This is a genomic window from Paenibacillus cremeus, assembly GCF_007786445.1.
In the GTDB taxonomy this organism is placed as follows: Bacteria; Bacillota; Bacilli; order Paenibacillales; family NBRC-103111; genus Paenibacillus_G; species Paenibacillus_G cremeus.
In genome coordinates this window covers 164,217-184,509 of record NZ_VNJI01000008.1, presented here as the reverse complement: position 1 = coordinate 184,509, position 20,293 = coordinate 164,217, and the positions used below count along the sequence as shown (strand labels likewise).

The 20,293-nt window shown below is 49.0% G+C and carries 19 protein-coding genes and 1 pseudogene; 8 read left to right on the top strand and 12 right to left on the bottom strand.

Features of this window, described 5'->3' with window-relative positions; all coding sequences use genetic code 11:
• Nucleotides 1–244: 244 nt before the first annotated feature.
• Together FPZ49_RS08785 and FPZ49_RS08780 are read left to right on the top strand one after the other, a co-directional pair.
• Nucleotides 245–1,289, top strand: a pseudogene (locus tag FPZ49_RS08785) (IS1595 family transposase).
• A gap of 93 nt (nucleotides 1,290–1,382) precedes the next feature.
• Nucleotides 1,383–1,913: a GNAT family N-acetyltransferase gene (locus FPZ49_RS08780; RefSeq protein WP_144845620.1), complete on the top strand. Its 531-nt coding sequence runs from the start codon at nucleotides 1,383–1,385 to the stop codon at nucleotides 1,911–1,913.
• A 570-nt stretch (nucleotides 1,914–2,483) separates the two neighbouring features.
• Here the strand turns inward: FPZ49_RS08780 and FPZ49_RS08775 are convergent.
• Entirely contained in the window at nucleotides 2,484–3,782 is a 1,299-nt protein-coding gene (locus FPZ49_RS08775; protein ID WP_144845618.1) for an ABC transporter substrate-binding protein, read from the bottom strand.
• 261 nt (nucleotides 3,783–4,043) lie between these two features.
• Here FPZ49_RS08775 and FPZ49_RS08770 point away from each other — a divergent pair, with 261 nt between their 5' ends.
• The gene (locus tag FPZ49_RS08770; protein WP_144845616.1) at nucleotides 4,044–5,543 is read left to right on the top strand and encodes a transposase; all 1,500 of its coding nucleotides are present in this window, start codon (nucleotides 4,044–4,046) and stop codon (nucleotides 5,541–5,543) included.
• A 172-nt stretch (nucleotides 5,544–5,715) separates the two neighbouring features.
• Here FPZ49_RS08770 and FPZ49_RS08765 read toward each other — a convergent pair whose 3' ends face one another.
• From FPZ49_RS08765 to FPZ49_RS08750, 4 genes are read right to left on the bottom strand one after another with little or no spacing between them, the layout of a single operon-like run.
• Complete coding sequence (locus tag FPZ49_RS08765; RefSeq protein WP_144845614.1) at nucleotides 5,716–7,047, bottom strand: MBL fold metallo-hydrolase; 1,332 nt, start codon at nucleotides 7,045–7,047, stop codon at nucleotides 5,716–5,718.
• Nucleotides 7,010–7,846 carry a carbohydrate ABC transporter permease gene (locus FPZ49_RS08760; RefSeq protein ID WP_144845612.1) on the bottom strand — a complete coding sequence of 279 codons (837 nt, stop codon included), beginning with the start codon at nucleotides 7,844–7,846 and terminating at the stop codon, nucleotides 7,010–7,012. The genes FPZ49_RS08765 and FPZ49_RS08760 overlap by 38 nt, the downstream gene beginning before the upstream one ends.
• Before the next feature lie 13 nt (nucleotides 7,847–7,859).
• Nucleotides 7,860–8,732, bottom strand: coding sequence for a carbohydrate ABC transporter permease (locus tag FPZ49_RS08755; RefSeq protein WP_144845610.1), 873 nt, complete (start codon nucleotides 8,730–8,732; stop codon nucleotides 7,860–7,862).
• Entirely contained in the window at nucleotides 8,732–9,784 is a 1,053-nt protein-coding gene (locus tag FPZ49_RS08750) for an ABC transporter ATP-binding protein (RefSeq protein WP_144845609.1), read from the bottom strand. Before FPZ49_RS08750 ends, FPZ49_RS08755 begins: the two co-directional genes overlap by 1 nt.
• Nucleotides 9,785–9,873: 89 nt before the next feature.
• On the opposite strand from FPZ49_RS08750, the gene FPZ49_RS08745 reads away from it, so the two are divergent.
• Both FPZ49_RS08745 and FPZ49_RS08740 read left to right on the top strand, forming a co-directional pair.
• Nucleotides 9,874–10,275 carry a hypothetical protein gene (locus FPZ49_RS08745; protein WP_144845607.1) on the top strand — a complete coding sequence of 134 codons (402 nt, stop codon included), beginning with the start codon at nucleotides 9,874–9,876 and terminating at the stop codon, nucleotides 10,273–10,275.
• 205 nt (nucleotides 10,276–10,480) lie between these two features.
• On the top strand, nucleotides 10,481–11,041 hold the full coding sequence (locus FPZ49_RS08740; protein ID WP_144845605.1) for a site-specific integrase: 561 nt from the start codon (nucleotides 10,481–10,483) through the stop codon (nucleotides 11,039–11,041).
• Between the two features lie 18 nt (nucleotides 11,042–11,059).
• Here FPZ49_RS08740 and sufB read toward each other — a convergent pair whose 3' ends face one another.
• The 6 genes from sufB to FPZ49_RS08710 form a co-directional block, all read right to left on the bottom strand.
• A complete protein-coding gene (gene sufB / locus FPZ49_RS08735; RefSeq protein ID WP_144845603.1) occupies nucleotides 11,060–12,457 on the bottom strand; it encodes a Fe-S cluster assembly protein SufB in 1,398 nt (465 codons plus the stop codon).
• Nucleotides 12,458–12,496: 39 nt separating this feature from the next.
• Nucleotides 12,497–12,925 carry a Fe-S cluster assembly sulfur transfer protein SufU gene (sufU, locus tag FPZ49_RS08730; RefSeq protein WP_144845601.1) on the bottom strand — a complete coding sequence of 143 codons (429 nt, stop codon included), beginning with the start codon at nucleotides 12,923–12,925 and terminating at the stop codon, nucleotides 12,497–12,499.
• Entirely contained in the window at nucleotides 12,912–14,138 is a 1,227-nt protein-coding gene (locus FPZ49_RS08725; RefSeq protein ID WP_144845599.1) for a cysteine desulfurase, read from the bottom strand. The genes sufU and FPZ49_RS08725 overlap by 14 nt, the downstream gene beginning before the upstream one ends.
• The gene (sufD, locus tag FPZ49_RS08720) at nucleotides 14,135–15,448 is read right to left on the bottom strand and encodes a Fe-S cluster assembly protein SufD (RefSeq protein ID WP_144845597.1); all 1,314 of its coding nucleotides are present in this window, start codon (nucleotides 15,446–15,448) and stop codon (nucleotides 14,135–14,137) included. Before sufD ends, FPZ49_RS08725 begins: the two co-directional genes overlap by 4 nt.
• A gap of 36 nt (nucleotides 15,449–15,484) precedes the next feature.
• A complete protein-coding gene (gene sufC / locus FPZ49_RS08715) occupies nucleotides 15,485–16,315 on the bottom strand; it encodes a Fe-S cluster assembly ATPase SufC (RefSeq protein ID WP_144845595.1) in 831 nt (276 codons plus the stop codon).
• Nucleotides 16,316–16,447: 132 nt separating this feature from the next.
• On the bottom strand, nucleotides 16,448–17,032 hold the full coding sequence (locus FPZ49_RS08710; protein WP_144845593.1) for a DUF1802 family protein: 585 nt from the start codon (nucleotides 17,030–17,032) through the stop codon (nucleotides 16,448–16,450).
• Nucleotides 17,033–17,244: 212 nt separating this feature from the next.
• On the opposite strand from FPZ49_RS08710, the gene FPZ49_RS08705 reads away from it, so the two are divergent.
• Entirely contained in the window at nucleotides 17,245–17,412 is a 168-nt protein-coding gene (locus FPZ49_RS08705; protein WP_144845591.1) for an asparagine synthase, read from the top strand.
• A gap of 92 nt (nucleotides 17,413–17,504) precedes the next feature.
• Here the strand turns inward: FPZ49_RS08705 and FPZ49_RS08700 are convergent, their stop codons facing one another.
• Nucleotides 17,505–17,702, bottom strand: a complete 198-nt coding sequence (locus tag FPZ49_RS08700; RefSeq protein ID WP_144845589.1) for a hypothetical protein — start codon at nucleotides 17,700–17,702, stop codon at nucleotides 17,505–17,507.
• Between the two features lie 194 nt (nucleotides 17,703–17,896).
• Here FPZ49_RS08700 and mtnK point away from each other — a divergent pair, with 194 nt between their 5' ends.
• Together mtnK and mtnA are read left to right on the top strand one after the other, a co-directional pair.
• A complete protein-coding gene (mtnK, locus tag FPZ49_RS08695) occupies nucleotides 17,897–19,099 on the top strand; it encodes an S-methyl-5-thioribose kinase (RefSeq protein ID WP_144845587.1) in 1,203 nt (400 codons plus the stop codon).
• Nucleotides 19,100–19,126: 27 nt separating this feature from the next.
• Entirely contained in the window at nucleotides 19,127–20,212 is a 1,086-nt protein-coding gene (gene mtnA / locus FPZ49_RS08690) for an S-methyl-5-thioribose-1-phosphate isomerase (RefSeq protein ID WP_144845585.1), read from the top strand.
• The last annotated feature ends 81 nt before the right edge of the window (nucleotides 20,213–20,293 follow it).

Sequence of the window (20,293 nt, the reverse complement as noted above, 5' to 3'; positions counted from 1 at the left end):
TATGGCAGGGGCAATGAGCAAACGCAGCAAACAAACGGTGTTGTGTCAATTCCAGCAATGGCTGGCCGATTTGCCCTTGTACATCAAGGGTTTGTTCGGTAATTTAAGCTGCGAAAGTTGAGTTATTTTATTTAATCACCCTTTATTTTATTTAGGCTATGTTAAACCTAAATGTTGATATTTGAAGTTTTCGAACGTTTGTTCTATAATTAGGGTAATAATATGGCTCGGAGCTGATTACCTTATGGATTTGAAAGAACTGATTAAACTTGCTAAGGGCTTGGATGAAAAAGATAAGCAACAGCTTATTCTCTTTTTGCAGTCAGAAACCAAGGGCGGTACGACACCTATTCGAGTGATTGGTGAAATTCAAGAACAAAAGCATAAAGAGGGATTGGTCTGCCCGCATTGTCATAACAGAGACGTCGTGCGCTTCAGAAAGTATGTCATTAAAACACGTGCGGGCGCGGTTAAGCGCCAGCGTTACCGTTGCAAAACATGCTCTCAAACGTTCAATGACCTTACGAACAGCCCTCTCCAACGGACACGGCGACCTCATTTGTGGGTTCGATTTATCGAACTCATGATTGAAGGATTTTCGCTACGCAAATGCGCCGAACTGATGTACGAAGAGGTCTCGTTTGTGACCTTGTTTTACTGGCGGCATAAGATTCTCGCTGCCCTGAAACAGATTCCAACCGAAGCATTCCAAGGTATTGTCGAAATGGACGAGACTTATTTCCTGTATTCCGAAAAGGGCAGACGAAATATTACCGAACGCAAGCCACGTAAACGCGGGCGGTAAAGCTAAGCACCGTGGTATCAGTAACGACCAAGTTTGTGTGCTGGTCGTTCGTGACCGTCAGAAAATGACCTTCTCGGGCGTTCTTGGGCGCGGGCGCATCCGTACAACGAAGCTGGATGAGGCAATCGGTTCTCACCTGTCGAACTCCAGCGTGCTTTGTACGGATTCCTGGCGTGCGTTCAGTTCCTATGCTAATCGAAGGGGATTGGCGCATTACCGATTCAAATCTGATGGAAAACAACGAGTCAAAGGCGTTTACCATATCCAGAACGTCAATAGCTACCATAGCCGTCTGAAAAAATGGATGGACCGCTTCAATGGAGTTGCAACCAAGTATTTGGAACATTATTTGGCTTGGTTCCGCTATCTTGACAGCAAGGACTATGAGAACACAACGTCGAATAAGAAGAACATGTTGGTGTCTTCATGCCTATTTTCTGTGAAGGAGACAAACGCCAGACTTCGACGAATGACCTACTGTTGAGAAATAGGGTATTAACGCTAAATAAAACTTTCTCGTAAATAACGCTTTATGATAATATTAGACAATTCGGAAAATGACGGGAGGTGGGTGGAAATGGAATTACCTATATCTTTAGTCCGACCATCAGTAGTCTTGAAAGACGAATACCTCTCATTTTATCAAGAATGGATTGAAAGTGGAGAAGGCATGGTTCCGTGGGTTATAAGTAAAAACCCCTCTGACTTTGAAGCGATGGTGAGGTTCCTTCAAGATAATGAAAAGGGAGAAAATTTACCCGATAACTGGGTTCCAGGTTCTACTTTTTGGTTAGTTGTTGATAATAAGGTAGTTGGTGCAGTTAACATTAGACATCGTTTAACAGAACAGTTGTTTAATTCTGGCGGACATATTGGGTACGGAATTCGTCCAAAAGAGAGAAAAAAAGGTTATGCGACTAAATTGTTAGCCTTATCTTTGCATAAAGCTAAGGAGTTAGGAATCGAAAGAGCTCTTGTTGTTTGTAACGACGGTAATATAGCTTCTGAAAAAACAATTCTAAAGAATGGTGGGATACCAGATTCAAATTTCGTTGAGGAAGACGGAAACGTTATTAGAAGATTTTGGATAGATTTAAGTGAATATTAGTTGAATAAACCGCCGTACTTAAGGCGGTTTATTCTTTTTTGCATAATAACAACATTAAGAAATAACAAAGCCTTTATTTAAAACGAGCAAAAAACGGGCAGGGGTGAACCCACAAACCACCCCTTGTCTCTATGGTTTTGGACTTGTTGTCCTTCTTTTTCCGTCCAATTGTGCGGCATGGAATTTCGGGACAACCCATGACTTAACTGCTCAGCAGCCACGCTGTGCCGTTTTCCGCTTTTGAAGTAGATTTCACCTAGGGTTTTCGGCAAGTTTTACATCATGCCGCCCATAAGGTTAGGGAATGTAACATTGTTCATAACAATTCATGAAAGCGCGTAAAATCTAGGTTTTTGTGAATTGTTTGCTGTAACATCGTTAACGAAAATTAACCGTTTTTCACTTGCTTGCGTTACCCTTTTGTTACCCCATTTTAGTTGAGCCTGCCTTTATTGGCGGGCTTTTTTGTACCCAGACAGCTTAGACATGTACCGTATGCGAGTCAAAAAGCCAAAAGACCATCCTGATTAAGGATGGTCCTCTTTAAACTCAAATGTAAATAATACTGAACTATCGTTTCTGTGCGAACTCTATGGCTGACTGTGCTTTTTTCAGTGCTTCGTCGACGGATGCGCTTGTATCAGAATTGATCTTTTGCATCATCGCCTCGATCTCGCTTCTTCCTATTGTGCTAGCTTTATACACAGGATCGCTGAAAAACTTCAGTTTACCGTCGACGAACAATTGAGCAACTGTATTTTTCTTAGCGAATTCAACATACTTTGCTGATTTCGCAGCCGATTGACGAATAGGCAGATACCCTGTCACCATCGCAAAATCGACTTGCGGATCAACGCTAGTCATATACTTGATGAACTCCCATGCACCTGCAATTTGCTCTGGCGTTGCCGTTTTGAAGACGGACAAATTCGTTCCTTGCTGAATGCCTGCTCCGCCCGGAACCGGGTAGACGGAGAATTTGAAACCGTTCGGCTTAATGAAGGCAGCACCGGCGGAAGAGCCCTGGTACATAGCAACTGCTCCGGAGTTGAACGGTCCGGATAAGAACTTGTCTTCACCCGCGATACGGAAATATCCGCCTTTTACTCCATCTTGATACGTTTGCGCAATTTTTTTCGAGACATCATTTGTTAGATTCACTTTATCGCCTGTATGATAAGGTGCATTTTGCTGATACGTTTTTGTAATAAAGTAGTTCGCCAAAGAGTCTGCACCGTAACCAGGTTTACCGGTTTTCTCTTTAATTGCTTTTGAGGCGCTGATTAGCTCGTCGTCCGTTTTAGGCGCTGTAACGCCTGCTTTCGCCAACAAATCATCGTTTACATATAGCACTTCCGTTGATTTGTTAAAAGGGACCGCATACGTTTTGCCATCAAGCTTTGTTGTATCACGGAAAGCTTGGAAAATGTCTTCGTAGTCTTTCATTCCGACTTTTGCATTCGTAATATAATCATCCAAAGCAACAACAGCATCTTTTTCGTGATGTGAATACATCCAATCTTCGTATCCGAGCGTCATCGTAGGCAGCTGCTTGGCCGTTAATGCCGTGGCTAATTTTGTGGATAGGTCGGTGTATGTACCTTGGTTGGAGGCCTCTACCTTAAACTTCCCTTTCCACTTGTCATTGAACCCGCTCACCATTTTGTTGAGCTGATCTTGGTGCGGCCCCGTCAATGCATGCCAGAAAGTAAGCGTTGTTTCAGTTTTAACATCATCAGCTGTAACGATAGCAGCTTTGGTTTGGCTGTCTTTTCCGGATGTACCTGATTTTGTTGAAGTTCCGCACCCTGTCAATCCGAGACTAAGCACCAAAGCTCCAAGCAATGATTTTTTGAACATGTGTTTCATTCTGTTTCCTCCCCTGTTATAAATAGCCTCTCGGCATTAGCCGAGGCTTGCTGCACAAGGCTTTTCTGCTTATGCCCTGTGCGGCTTCCTCCCACCATTGTGTGGGATTTTTTATTTTTACCAGCATAAAAACTGGAAATTAAGTTTTGAAAAATTTTCTATGAAAAGCCGAAAAAACACTTGACTTTTTAAAATACCCCCAACAATTACGCGAGAAAGGGATTGTACTTTCCCTTTACTTCGAATACTGGGGTGTTCTTTATGAAACCGGACTTCATCTCTCACCGCGATTACCGTTTGCTTACGCTAGCTCGCTTAAGGAAGTATTATGCTCCTCCTGCTGCCATACTCGTTCGCGCTGATTGGCCTTTAATCTACAAATGCCTCATGACCGATCTCTCCGCCACATCCACCTTGCTCGCCGATACTTACAGCGCAAGAGGACCTAAACCACGGGATCCGGCTTCCATGCTCCGTTCTTACCTGCTTTTTCTGCTGGCACGCCCCGAGATTGGCATCACGGAGTGGGTGAACGAGATGTACCGCTACCCGCTCTATGCCATTCTGAGCGGTTTTGAGCCTGAGGATATTCCCGGCGTCGGCACGTTCTATGACTTCCTTGCCCGATTCTGGGCCTCGGACCACAAGCATCTTATTCCTACGGTCAGACCCCACAAGCGCAAACCTCAGAAAGGAAAGAAGGGAGAGAAGGCCCCTACCACTTCACCGGGTAAGGTGCAACGCCTCGTCGATCGAATTTTGAAATACGGCATGGCTTCCAAGACACAACCCATGGATCGGTTGTTTGAGTTTTTTCAATCCCAGTTCCTTGCCGTATCGGCAAAGTACGGCCTGCTGGGGGACCCCAGCACTATGGACGTAGCGGGCGACGGCACTCCCGTGCAGACCGCCTCGTGGTCCCGCAGCAAACCGACCTGTGATTGTCATGCCCGCGGCCTTGCGAAATGCAACCATCCTCGCGACTATTCCCAACCCGACTGCAACTCCGGATGGGACAGCTCCCGCGAGAAATATTACACCGGCTACCATCTGTACATGCTTACTGCTGCAAACAGTAAGCACGATCTGCCGCTGTATCCCCGACTTCAGCCCGCATCTCGCCATGACGCTACCAGCTTTGTCGTCAGCTCGGTTGAATTTGCGCAACGTTTCACCTTGGGCATGGTCGATAAAATGTTGCTTGATGCTGCCCATGACGCCACAGCCATTTATGGACTGCTTAGACACCAGGGTGTCAAGCCCTTCATCGACCTCAACAAACGGGCTACCAAATACTTAGACACCGATACCGATATGAAGATCTCGCCCGAGGGGACCCCCATTTGTTCGGCGGGTAAAGAGATGAAGCCGTATGGCTACGACAACACCCGTGACCGCCAGAAGTGGATCTGCCCGATGATGCAGGGACGAACTACCAACTCCTGCCCTACCCCTTGCTCCGAGGCGAAGTTCGGGCGCACTTACCATACTTACGGCAAGGATAATCCTCGCCTGTTTTCCGGCGTCGCCCGCAGCTCCGAGCAATGGAAGCTGGTCTACAAGCGCAGGACTTCCGTGGAGCGCTCGAACAAACGCCAGAAGATCGACTACAAGCTCGAAGCCGGCCGTCATCGTTCCACGATGATGTGGTACATCCGCCTCTATGGCATTATGATGTGCCAGCACATCGATGCCTGGTTTGTGGAAAAACGGGAAGCTCTGGAAGCGATGCGCGAGGACATTCTGCCCGCTACTGTCTAATTTTTTTGACGGCCTCCTGCGGGCCTTGTTTGCTATGCGATCTTTTTAAAACGAATGAAAATCTTTGCCGTTCGCTTATAATTTCCAGTTTTTCGCTCAACTTCCGTCCGTTCCCCCCTTAAAACTCCGAGAGTCTATATAACTTCTCACTTTTTACTGCAAACTCGACTCCCTACTTATTCGCCTGGCCATCACCCCCATCAATCATATACGTGACACCGATTTCCGGTAAAATCCGCTGATTCGGCCCAACACTTTTGTAAGGTTTCAAGCTATGGACAGGCATTAAAACTTTAGGCTGAATTTGATCAATGACGTATTGGATATGTTCAGCTTTCCCGTGTCCCGACGAATGAAGTGAATGCAGCTCAATATCTCGAATGGCCAGTGCATCAATGAATGCTTGCCACCTGCTGTCGAACGGCCCGAGCGGTTCACTGTTGGAATGAATGTAGATCGATCCAGACGCAACTTTATCGATACAGGAATCAAACTGCTCGAACGGCAAGTTAATCAGCAGACGGTCGCTTTCATAATCAGCATCCGTTAAACTGTCTGTCGTACGAACATCGGCGCCTAACAACTTTTTGGCCAGAAATGCATGCTTAGGGGACAGCACGAGCTGCTTGTCCGTCTTACTGGCAGTGTCGATAATCATTCGCAGGCGTTCAATATTGCGCGCATAAAAATCGAATAATATCGGTTTCTTCAGCTCAAACAAGTCTAGAAACTGCCGGTCTAAATCTTTTTCCGCATAAAAATCCTCTCCGAATTCCTTCGAGCCAACCAGTTCATAATCATCCGGCAAAAAGCTTGCGGCCACTCCTTCGGTAATGAGCAGATCAGCGTGCTTGGCTGCCTCTATATACTCAAATGTGTAGCGGCTGTGGACGCCGTGAATACGCAAATCTCCCGTATAGGCGATTCGCTTGTCTCCCGCCTCTATGATAAATGCAGAAGCCCCGTAGCAATCGTGGTCAATTGGATATGCGGTGATTTTGATATCCCCAACAAAAAACGGTTTATAATAGGGGACTCCATTAAACGTACGCTCGTGTCCAAACGGGCGATCTCCCGCTTCGCTCAGCACGTTGTACAATTCCAATGATTTATCGCTCATATACACGTCGATGCCCGGATCGATACATAATAGTCCGCCCACATGATCTAAATGCAAATGAGAGATAATGACTGCGGTATGGATCGGGAACTCAGCTGCACCAATGAGCCCGGGGAAAGCGGTAACCTGAGCATCTGGGTATACCCCATCCACTTTAGGTAAAAGGCGCTGTTCTAAGAAAATGCGCAGCGCGTTGTCATCGTTCAGCTCGCGCAGCGCGGCCAAAGTTTCCGGGTCAGGGCGAAAATCCGTGCCAAAATCAAATACGACGCGATGATTGTTATACTCAATCGCTGCTATCGTTCCGCCAATTGTCTGTGTGCCTGCATAAAATGTAATGGTTGCCTTATGATTTGGTGCCACCTGTTCCACCACCGATGCCATTGATAATTTGCTTGCGTGCGAAAAAATAAACAATGACGATTGGAATGACAATCATTGTCGATGCGGCCATTTGCAATTGTGGGTCACTGCCCGCTTCTGTAACGAACGCGACCAAGCCATTGTTTAATAGTCGCATTTTGGGATCGTTGGTCACGAGAAATGGCCACAAAAATGCGTTCCACGAATTGATGAAGGTCAAAATCCCAACGGTGACAATACCAGGTTTGGCGTTCTGCACAAGAATTTTCCAAAGAAACTGCCAATCGCTGCAGCCGTCCACTTTCGCGGCATTGTATAACGTACCTGGGATGCCAATAAAGTAATTGCGCATGAGATAAATATAAAAAATGTTAACCGCGAAAGGAACGATCATCGCCAAATACGAATCAATCCACCCAAAATTTACGACGGTTTGAAAGTTGGTGATGACCAGCATTTCGCCGGGAATCATCATCAATGAAATCATCCCGACAAAAACATAATTTTTAAATTTAAAATCGAGCTTTGCGAACGCAAATCCGGCCAAGATCGAAGTCAATACGACGGCTAAAGTGGTGCCTCCCGCTACTAACAATGTGTTGAAAAAATAGCGCAGAAAGGGAGCCATGGACAACGCTGAAGGATAGTTGCCCCATTGAGGTGTGCTAGGTAAAACCGCTGGCGGAACAGAGGTCATCTCGTTTCGCGTTTTGAGTGAAGAGAGGACCATCCATACAAACGGCAAAAGCGTAGATATCGCTCCTGCCCCTAACCAAACATATATAAGTGATTTTGCAGGCACTTGTTGGGAAGTTTTCATCCGATTAGTTCTCCTACGCTTTTTCGATTTTTTTCATTAAATATCGCTGCAAAATTGTAAACAACAAAACAACAACAAACAATACAACAGCGGCTGCCGCTGCCAAATGCAGGTCATTGCGTCCGTACATCGACCTGAAAATGTAATAGACGAGCGTAAGCGCCGAGTTCGCAGGTCCTGCTGTTGTTGTTCCGAACAGGCCGACGACATTGTCATACACTTTAAATGCGCCGATCATGCCTAGCAGCGTGAGAAATGTGAGTGTTGGCGATAGCAGCGGCAACGTGATGCGTCTAAATTTCATCCAGCTTCCCGCCCCATCTATGTCCGCGACACGATAAAGCTGTGGATTGATCGTGCGCAAGCTGGTCAACAAGATTACGATGTCAAACGCCAGTGACTTCCAGACACTGAAAATAATGACCGACAGCAAGGCAAATTTCGGGGAATTAAGCCAAGGAATGCGGCTGCCACCAAGGGTTTTGATGATTGTATTTATTACGCCGTAGTCGCTATGAAACATGACGCTCCAAACGATCCCGATCGCAATAACACTCGTAACATAAGGCATGAAATACATCGTTTCAAATACTTGTGCGCCCTTGATCTTCGAGTGGATAGCGATCGCAATACTCAGTGAAATCGTAAGCGCTGTAGGTACGACGACAACGACAAAAATTAACGTATTTTTCAGAGCAATCCAAAACTCCGGATCTGAAAAAATGTAAGAGAAATTATCAAAAGTAGTTTTACCTTCGTATGTAAAAGCATACAGAAATGCGTTAATCAACGGCCAGATAAAGAAAATCAATAAGAGGATTAAAGCTGGCGCAAGATATAACCACGCATTATTTGCAGTAACAGAGCGAAACGAACGTGTTTTCATTACAGTACCCTCGCGCCCGTTTGTTTTTCAAACACCATCACCTGCGTCGTATCTATACTGAGGTGAATAATTGAATTCTCACGAATGTTGTTCTTCCCCGTCTCGGTGACAATCTTGCACATCTGACCGCCAAGTTTGCCGGATAAAATTGTATCTCTCCCGATCAGCTGCACAAGCTCGACCGTAAATTCCACACTTTGGGGAGACGCTTGATCTAGGATACGGAACGTTTCGGGCCGGACACCGAGGATGACGTCTTGTTGTTTGCAAGGCGTATCGATTGAAATCTTATCCAGCTTTATTTTACCCGCTTCATCGGTGCGCCCTTCGAAAAGATTAATGGGCGGATTCCCCATAAATTTCGCAACGAACAGGCTGTTCGGATTTTGGTATAAATCTTGGGGATTTCCTTTTTGCTGGATAACTCCTTGATTAAGCACAATAATCTGGTCGGAGATTGAGAGTGCTTCCTCTTGATCGTGCGTAACGAAAATAGCAGTGATGTTAAACTGCTTAACGATCCGCCGAATGTTCTCACGTGTGACCAAACGAAGGCGCGCATCAAGGTTGGAGAGAGGTTCATCGAGCAAGAGCACACCCGGTTTTTTTACAATCCCACGCGCAATAGCTACACGCTGTTGCTGACCTCCCGACAGCATCGCCGGTTTTTTGTGCAAATGCTGATCAATTTCTACCATTTTCGCTATTTTAATCGCTTCATCACGCGCTTCCGACTTGCTTCTTTTCTGAATCAGCAATGGAAACATGATGTTCTCCAGAACCGTCATATGCGGGTAGAGCGCGTAATTCTGAAACACAACCCCAATCCCGCGTTCCTTCGGATGCACATGCGTCACATCTCGACCGCCGATCATAATCGTCCCTGATGTTACATCCAACAACCCGCTGATCATGTTTAAAACTGTTGTTTTTCCACAACCAGATGGTCCTAGCAGACAAACTAGATCTCCTTGTTTTATTGTAAAGGAAATGTCCTTGACTACTTCTTTGCCATCAAAACTCTTTCGCAAGTTCCTAACTTCTAAATGCACGAGTACTCCACCTTTTCGGATATGTAAATTAAAGGGTGCGTTGTTATCGTATCTAGTATTTATGTATAAATATAAGGGATTTGAATTTTTTGTCGAATGATGACTTTGAATCTTCAGTACTAAATATACCACATAAAAGAGGTTTTAAAACTATATCTCAATTGACTATTTTATACACGTCCGATATTCACGGATATGTCTATCCAACTACATATGCAGACCGCAATCTGAGCGATAATGGGTTAAGCGGATTGCTCACTTTAAAAGAAACATTACTTCAAGTTGGCCAGCATCTGCTCTTGCTGGATGGCGGTGATTTGATTCAAGGTTCACCACTCACGTTTTACCGCATTGAAACATCAAGTGAGCAGATCAAAAGTGAAGTTGATTATGTGATTGTTTTGTATCACGGCGGTTTTGAAGCGGACTTGGAGACTGGTGTGCGAACTGAAGCGACAGTTGGTGAAAATCAAGGATACCAGCTCTTGTAGGAGTTGGATGTGGATATACTGTTGACGGCCACCAACATCGTATCATCAATCAAATTGTCGGAAAAACACTGGTCATTCAACCAGGGCTAAATGCGTATAACGCCGCTATTATTACATTAGACATCGCCGAAACGATTAAGGTGTTAGAGGCCAAAATTGAGCCACTGAAAAATCATGTTCCGCATCCTGATGTGTTACGCTTAGGATTGGCGAGACGTTGGCGCTAACTTGGAATGACATCGACTTGGATGCCGCTACGCTCACCGTAGCAAAGACATTAGTCTACCCCCTGAATAGTGAGCCCTATATAAGTACGCCTAAATCGAAGTCAAGCGGCAGAACGATTATGCTGGATGAGGAAACAGTTACAGTTATGCGGCGGCATCGTATCAATCAAAAAGAGACCATCCTCCGATATCCGAATTACTGGGCATCAGAGGACAATCTCATATTCCATCAGCATAAAGGCCGATGGCTGCGTACAAATATTGTTCGGGATTATTTCAAAGTCGTGTGCAATCGTGTAGGGCTACCTGTACTATCTCCTCATGCACTAAGGCATACACATGCCGTCCATTTGCTCGAAGCCGGCGCAAGTGTAAAATTCGTGTCCGAGCGGCTCGGGCATAAGTCCGTCAAGGTGACATCAGATACGTATTTACACATCACTAAAACGATTGAAACCGACTCGCTAGCCCTCTATTCGGCCCATCTGCGAAAACAAAACGGGCAAAAAACGGGCAAAACGCAATTGGAGAGCGGCTGAACCCTTGATGTATAAGGGTTATCCTATACTACCTTCCATCTCAAACTTGATCAAACGGTTCATTTCAACCGCATATTCCATCGGCAGCTCTTTGGTGAACGGCTCGATGAAGCCCATAACGATCATCTGGGTCGCTTCCGCTTCCGTCAAGCCGCGGCTCATCAGGTAGAAGAGCTGATCCTCGGATACCTTGGATACGGTCGCTTCGTGCTCCAGCGTGATGTTGTCGTTCATGATCTCGTTATACGGGATCGTGTCGGACGTCGATTGATTATCCATAATCAGCGTATCGCACTTGATGTTCGCCTTGGAGCCCTGAGAGTTGCGTCCGAAGGAAGCGAGACCGCGGTACGTTACTTTACCGCCGTGCTTACTGATCGATTTGGAGATGATCGTGGACGTGGTATCCGGAGCCAAATGCGTCATTTTCGCACCGGCGTCTTGATGCTGGCCTTTACCGGCTACAGCGATGGAGAGAACCATCCCTTTAGCGCCGCGGCCTTTCAGCACGACAGCTGGGTACTTCATAGTCAGCTTGGAGCCGATGTTACCATCAACCCATTCCATCGTCGCGTTCTCTTCAGCCACCGCACGCTTCGTAACGAGGTTGTAGATGTTTGGCGCCCAGTTCTGGATCGTCGTATAACGCACGCGGGAGTCCTTCAAGCAGATGATCTCAACGACCGCACTGTGTAGGGAGTTCGTGCTGTAAACTGGAGCTGTACAGCCCTCAACATAGTGCACGAAGCTGCCTTCGTCAGCGATGATCAGTGTACGCTCGAATTGGCCCATGTTCTCGGAGTTGATGCGGAAATATGCTTGCAGCGGGATTTCCACCTTCACGCCCGGCGGAACATAGATGAAGCTTCCTCCGGACCAAACCGCGCTGTTCAGAGCAGCGAATTTATTGTCGCTTGGCGGGATGATGGTACCAAAAAATTTCTTGAAAATTTCCGGATGCTCGCGAAGCGCCGTGTCCGTATCCGTAAAAATAACGCCTTGATCTTCCAGATCCTTTTGCATGCTGTGGTAAACAACCTCGGACTCATACTGCGCGGATACACCGGCCAAAAACTTTTGCTCCGCCTCAGGAATCCCCAGCTTGTCAAAGGTTTCCTTGATTTCCGTAGGAACCTCTTCCCACGTCTTCCCTTGCTTCTCGGATGGCTTGACATAGTACTGGATATCGTTGAAATCCAGATCGTCCATGTTGCCACCCCAAGTAGGCATAGGCATTTTCAAAAACTGCTCAAGCGACTTCAGACGGAATTCCAGCATCCAGTCCGGCTCGCCCTTCATCTTGGAAATTTCCGTAACGATCTCACGAGTCAAGCCCTTACCGGATTGGAATACGGCTTTATGCTCGTCGCGAAACCCATATTTATACTCTTCCATTTCTGGCATTTTCTTAGCCACGGGTCATACCTCCTATACATGTTGTTTTCAAAACACCATCTACTGATTATTTTTAACCTGCTCCACACCTTTGCGCAGTGCGTTCCAGGCGAGTGTAGCGCACTTGATGCGCGCAGGGAATTTGTTCACACCCGAGAGAGCCTCGATATCTTCGTATTCGAATTCGACCGGCTGGCCTTTCATCAGGCTGGAGAAGTTCTCCGCCATCTGAAGCGCCTCCTCCAGCGTCTTGCCTTTGATCGCATCCGTCATCATGGAAGCGGAGGACATGCTGATGGAGCAGCCTTCACCGGTATACTTGGCAGCTTTGACTTTGCCATCCTCAACCTGCATTTGGAGCTGAATCTTGTCGCCGCAGGTCGGGTTGTTCAGGTCTACGCTAACAGACTCGCCATCGAAGGTACCGCGGTTACGCGGGGTTTTGTAATGATCCATAATGACTCTACGATATAAATCATCCAATTGCATAGCCGAAGTACTCCTTTGTTTTGATTAAGGAAGCTACCAACCGATCGACGTCCGACTCATTATTATATAGATAAAAGCTAGCACGCGCCGTCGCCGTCACATTCAGCCAACGCATCAGCGGCTGGCAGCAATGATGACCCGCTCTGACCGCAACTCCATCCGCATCCAGTACGGTTGCAACATCATGCGGATGCACGTCGTCCAAATTAAAGGTGATGAGTCCTGCTCGGTTCGTTTGCGGACCGTAAATGGTCAGCCCGTCAATCTCCTGCATTCTTTCCATCGCATAGGCCGCCAGCTGCTTCTCATGCTTGTCGATCTGATCCAGCCCGATGCTCTCGAGAAAATCGATCGCCGCGCCAAGCCCTACCGCACCTGCGATGATCGGCGTACCGCCTTCGAACTTCCAAGGCAGATCCTTCCACGTCGAATCGTACAGCCCTACGTGGTCGATCATTTCTCCGCCAAACTCGATCGGATCCATCTCCTGCAGCAGCGCCTTCTTGCCGTACAAAGCACCGATGCCGGTCGGAGCGCACATCTTGTGTCCCGACAAGGCGTAGAAATCGCAATCGAGATCCTGCACATCCACCTTCAAATGCGGCGTGCTTTGGGCTCCGTCGACGACCATTTTGGCCCCATGACGGTGAGCGATGGCAGCAATCTCTTTTACAGGATTGACTACACCGAGCACATTCGATACATAAGTGACGGAAACGATTTTGGTTCGATCGGTAATCGTCTTCTCCACCGCTTCCAGACTGATGGTGCCGTCCTGCTGCAGCGGCATATATTTTAAGACCGCTCCGGTCGCTTTAGCGACTTGCTGCCAAGGGATCAGGTTGCTGTGATGCTCCATCGGGGTAATGACAATCTCATCGCCCTCCTGGCACACCGATCTGGCATAGCTCGAAGCGACCAAATTAAGTGCGGTCGTCGTTCCGCGGGTAAAAATAATTTCTTCCGTAGAACTCGCATTAATAAACTTGCGAAGCTTTTCTCTTGCGCCTTCGTAGGCATCCGTTGCCCGTGAGCCGAGCGTATGCACGCCGCGGTGAACGTTCGCATTATCCCACTCGTAGTAGCGCTTGACTGCCTCAATGACACTGACTGGCTTTTGGGATGTGGCCGCCGAATCCAAGTAAACGAGCGGATGCCCGTTTACTTCCTGGTGGAGAATCGGAAACTGTTTGCGAATGTCCTCCGTATTCATTGTCCCAGCTTCCTTTCTACAAGGTGCTGCAGTTGCGATTGAATTTGCTCAAGCGGAATTTCGGAGACGACTGGAGCAAGGAAGCCATAAATGATCAAGCGTTCGGCTTCGGCTTTGGAGATCCCGCGGGACATCAGGTAGTACACTTGCTCCGGGTTCACTTGGCCTACGCTAGCTGCGTGACCGGCCGTTACGTCGTCTTCGTCGATCAAAAGAATCGGGTTGGCGTCGCCGCGCGATTTCGGGCTGAGCATCAGTACCTTCTCCGTTTGCTCGCCGTTCGCTTTGGTTGCGCCGTGCTCGATTTTGGTCACGCCGTTGATGATCGCCGTAGCTTCATCACGCATAACCGCACGAGTGATCATGTTACTGTCGGAGCTTTTGCCGAAATGGACCGCACGGGTCGTAATGTTCAGCTTCTGATCCGCTGTGCCGACGCAAATGATTTTAGCATCCGACGTGGAGCCGTTGCCTTTGAGAATTGTAGTCGTATCGGACATCGCGTTGCCGAAGTTCATCTCACCGACGATCCACTCGATGGACGCATCATTCTCAACAACCGCTCTACGGTAAGTCAAGTCCGTTACAGAATCATTCAAGTTATGAACGGAAGCAAACGTTACATTGGCGCCCGGCTTCGCTACAACTTCCACCACGCCGTTTTGAACCAAGTGGTTCAGGTTACCCTCGGAAATGTAGTTGTCAACATAAGTAACCGAGGAATGCTGCTCAGCTACGATCAGCACGTGCGGCGAGAAGCTCGCTTCGGCATCATCCGTTAAGAACAAGGCTTGAATCGGGACGTTCACTTCCACGTTTTTCGGTACGTACAGGAATACGCCGCCGCTCCAGAGCGCTGCATGCAGCGCCGTCAGCTGATTCTCATCTTTGCTTACCACGGTCATGAAGTGCTTCTGCACCAGCTCGCTATGGCTGTTCAGCGCCTCTTCCAGGCTGCAGAACACCACGCCCTGCTGCTTCAGCTCATCGGAAATGCTGTTGTAGACGACACCGGAGTTTTTCTGTACAAGCAGGTTTTCCGGGTGTCCTTGGCCTTCGTTTTGCAGCAGGCTCTTCGCCGACTCCGGCAATTGCTCCAGCGTGGTCAAAGCCGCAGCTGCTTTATAGGTACCGTAGGAAGCCAGGTTCCAACGGTCGATTCTTGTTTTTTCGAGTTTTGGCAGTTCCAACGATCCGGCCAGCTCCAGCGCTTGCTCGCGCAGAGTGGTCATCCACTGAGGCTCCTGTCTTGTTTTGGACAGTTCTACTAACCCAGCGCGATCGATGGGAAGAACGATTTGTGTACTCATCGTGAGATCCCTCCTGAGAATGTTGCTTCGCGTAGATTAGTATTTTGGAGCAGTAGTGTTCATTGGTACTTTGAATTCCGTCTCGTCTTTGCCGACGGTTTCGTCAACAATACCGAGCTCTTCCTTCACCCAGTCATAGCCTTCGTTCTCAAGGCGTTCAGCCAGCTCTGGACCGCCGGATTTTACAATGCGGCCTTGCATCATAACGTGAACGAAGTCAGGCTTGATGTAGTTCAAGAGGCGCTGGTAGTGCGTGATGATCAAGAAGCCGCGATCTTCGGAACGCATTGCGTTAACACCAGTAGCTACGATGCGAAGCGCGTCGATGTCAAGGCCCGAGTCGATCTCGTCAAGAATGACGATGCTAGGATCGAGGTTCATCATTTGCAAAATTTCGTTACGCTTCTTCTCCCCGCCGGAGAAGCCTTCGTTCAGGTAACGGTGCATGAACTCAGGGTTCATCTCAAGCTCTTTCATCTTGCTTTCCATTTGGCGGATGAACTTGATCAAGGAGATTTCGTTGCCTTCGCCGCGGCGAGCGTTGATCGCGGAACGCAGGAAGTCTGCATTCGTTACGCCGGTGATTTCGGAAGGATATTGCATCGCCAGGAACAGACCTGCGCGCGCTCTTTCGTCTGTAGCCATCTCCAGCACGTCTTCGCCGTTGAGCGAAACGGAGCCTTCGGTCACTTCATATTTCGGATGGCCCATCAGAGTGGAGGCCAGCGTACTTTTACCTGTACCGTTCGGGCCCATGATCGCGTGCACTTCGCCGCCTTTGATCGACAAGCTGAGCCCTTTCAAAATTTCTTTGCCTTCGACAGTCGCCTTAAGCCCGTCTATAATAAATTGTGGTGAATTCGCCATTTGCTGTAATCCTCCGTTTTTTAATTTTTCTTAGTTAATAATCATTACAAAATGATTATCAGTGATTCTCAATTATATTATATCTTACCTGCAAAAATCAATAAAGACCCGGATATCACGGTGACAATTTGTTTAATTATTTAGCGCCTTATGTACTTTCTCTACCGCAAGGGCAAATGACTCATCGGACATCACTTGCTTGCGTGGCATCCGGCTCAGCTCCTCTTGCGGAAGAGCGATCCACGATTTGCACCCGATAAACTCCGGCATAATACGCACACGCACCGGCTGCTCCAGCTCATACACTCTCAGCAGCATCACGTGCAGCGGCTTCGTCTTCTTCCATTTCAGCCGCTCTTCGGCGAATTGATCCGTCCAAATGTGCAGCTCCCTCAGCTTGTCCAGCTCTTCTTGGGACGAAATGAGAATGTCCTCTTCCAGCTCGGCATAGCAGCGGATGACCGTTTCCGTCTCCTCACTGCTCCACCCTTGAATCATCTCGTCCACCATCTGTTCGAACCCAGGCTTGATCAGCTGTTTTTTCTGATGCTCGTAGGTTGGATACAGGTAAAAGCTGTCCGCCTCCACTTGGAAATCCTTCGTTTCCTCCCGGATACCTCCTTTGCGCATGATCAGCATTTGCTGACCTTTACGAAGCGCCTCGACGGCTGCGGCCCATTCTTTTAACGCGACGGCTTGTTCTTTCCCCGATTCCATTTACTCTACCCCCTTTAACCGGTACCGAACATCCGATTCAAAGCAATCCATATGATATTATAGGTTTCCAGCCAAAAGAATGCAATTCCCGATCGGCATAAAACCGTTCTTTGAAATCGATGCTAAGGTTGCGGCTGTACAGCGCAACAGCGCGATGTCAGTTGTGACCATACTCGCTGTACCTAATCTAATCGAGGACGAGGTGAAGGACCATGCGCGAAGGAATGCTTCCGACCGTGCTAGGCACTGCGGTTACCGCATCCGGTGCCGCCCTAATCAAGAAATATCCGATGGCCGCAGCAGCTGTCGTCGGCTTTGGGCTAGCCCATGTCGTGCTCGGATCGATCGACTTGGTGGAACACCGCCGTCGGCCGTTTTAGCCGTTTCAGGTGCAGGTGAAATCCAAAAAAGGGACGGCGATACGCCCTCCCTTGTCTTTTTATGTATCGGGTAACTACTTTCATTAGTTCTTTTACTTCTGGCCGAGTTGTACATAATAGCTTGTTCTCATGTCATCGTGCATGCGCTCGAACTGGGTCTGGTTCACTTTAAACGTGTTTGCGGTCATGCCTGTCGCCGTATGATCGCTTGAAGCTGAATATAAGCCGAGCAGCGCGAGCACACCCGCACATAATGCGACACCAAAGACTTTTTCGATCAGCTTCTCCATTCCAGGTACCCCTCCAACATTTTTAACGTTTTCCTTACTCTTTTTATTATAGGATTGAACATCATTTGCGTATTAACACCGAGTTAAGTTTGTGTAAAAATTCGCCGTGCTTGTACTTCTATTCCATGCGGGCAAAAATTGTTTTATACTAATGGGAATGACTGTTGCAACTATAGGGGAGGAACTATTCACTTATGACGTATCATGCACTTACCGAAGCGGAAGCGATTGCGTATGCACGGCAGCTTCCGGATTTATTCACTGAAGGCAGCGAGCTGGTCAGCCGCGAAATTGGCGACGGGAACTTGAATCTCGTCTTTCATATCTCTGAGCCATCCACAGGAAAAAGCATTATTCTCAAACAAGCACTGCCGTATGCCAAAGTCGTCGGTGAATCCTGGCCGCTCACGCTGGACCGTGCCCGCATCGAAAGCGAAGCGCTGATGATCCAGGAGTCGCTCTGCCCGGATCTGGTGCCGCATGTACATGCTTACGAGCCGGAGCTTGCGCTCACTGTGATGGAAGATTTGAGCGATCATATTATCATGCGCAGAGGTCTAATCGAGGGCAACCGGTACCCACGTTTTGCTGGGGATATCGGACGCTTTTTGGCGCATACGCTGTTCTATACTTCGGATCTGGGCATGAACCAGCAGGAGAAAAAAGAGCGCGTGAAGCGGTTCATCAATCCGGAGCTGTGCAAAATTACTGAGGATTTGATCTTTGACGATCCTTACACCAATTCGCCGAACAACAACGTGCCTCCGGCCATCCGCGATGCGGTGGAGCAGGTTTGGGCTGATACCGCACTGCATCTGGAGGTAGCGATTTTAAGGGACAAGTTCCTGACGCATGCTCAGGCGCTGCTGCATGGCGATTTGCATACGGGGAGCATTTTTATCAAGCCGGATTCCACCAAGGTGATCGACCCGGAATTCGCTTATTATGGCCCGATGGGCTTTGATATCGGTGCGGTGTTCGCCAACCTGCTGCTGAACTTTGCAGCGCAGGAAGGCTGGAGCCGGGACGAGGCTTCCCGCAGCGATTACCGTGCTTACTTGACCGGCACGATCCGGGACACCTGGACGACGTTCGAGCAGGAGTTCCGCACGCTGTGGAACGACCATGGCGTTGACCGGATGGCGGCTACTCCAGGATATCAAGACTGGTATATGCAGCAAGTGCTGCGCGATGCGTTCGGCTACACCGGCAGCAAAATGGTGCGCCGCGTGCACGGTCTTGCTCAGGTAGCGGATATCAACAAGCTGGAGGATGAAGCGGCTAAGGAGCGCGCTCAACGTATTGCGCTTCAGATCGGCACCTCGCTGATTAAATTCAATCGCCAAGCGGACTCGATTGAGCAGCTGTTGGACATTGCGGAGAAAGCAGTACAGTAATTTTTTACATCGAAGGAGATTATCGATATGAGTATTGAAACACAAGCTTCCGCCGATTGGCTGCAGTCGGTCCGGTGGAATTCGCTCGAGGATCGCTTGGACCTGCTGGATCAGCGTCTGCTTCCGGGCGAGATCGTCTACCTGGAGCTGACGACGTCCGAGCAGGTTTGGGACGCCATCAAGCAGCTGGCGGTCCGCGGGGCGCCGGCCATCGGCATCTCGGCGGCGTATGGGGTGTACCTCGGCGTGCGCGCGCTTAGCGGCAGCCGGGAGGCGCTGCTGGCGGAGGTGCTCCGCCAGTGCGATTATCTTGCGACGTCGAGACCGACGGCGGTGAATTTGTTTTGGGCGCTCGATCGCATGCGAGCGCTGGCAGAGGCGCTGCTCGGCGGCGCTTCCACGGGCGATGTGACCGTGGAAGCGGCGAAGCAAGCGCTGCTTGACGAGGCGCGGGCGATCCAAGCCGAGGACGAGGAGACGTGCCGCCTCATTGGCGAGCACGCGCTGGGGTTGTTCGAGGACGGCATGGGCGTCCTCACGCACTGCAACGCGGGCGGCCTGGCGACCGCGCGGTACGGCACGGCGACGGCGCCGATGTATCTGGCGAAGGAGAAGGGCATGAACCTCAAGGTGTTCGCGGATGAAACCCGGCCCGTTCTCCAGGGCGCGCGCTTAACCGCGTTTGAGCTGCAGCAGGCCGGCGTTGACGTGACGCTGATCTGCGACAACATGGCCGGTGCCGTCATGGCTAAAGGCTGGGTGCAGGCCGTTATCGTGGGCACCGACCGGGTTGCCGCCAATGGCGACGTGGCCAACAAAATCGGCACGTACAGCGTTGCTGTGCTGGCGAAGGCGCACGGCATTCCATTCTACGTCGCGTGCCCGATGTCCACGATCGACCTGACCACGCCGACCGGCGGGGACATTCCGATCGAGGAGCGTCACGAGGACGAGATTACACAGGGCTTTGGCAAACGTACCGCCCCTGTAGGCGTGAAGGTATTTAATCCTGCCTTCGACGTCACACCGAACGAATATGTGACGGCGATTATCACGGAAAAGGGTGTTATCCGCGCGCCGTATGAGGAAAACTTGAAGAAGCTGTTTGAGTAAATTCGCGTAATTTGGGCCGCTTTCCGGCTCAGCCTGTTGTGGGCTGGGCCCGGGAGCGGCTTTTTTATGCTGAATGGAGGA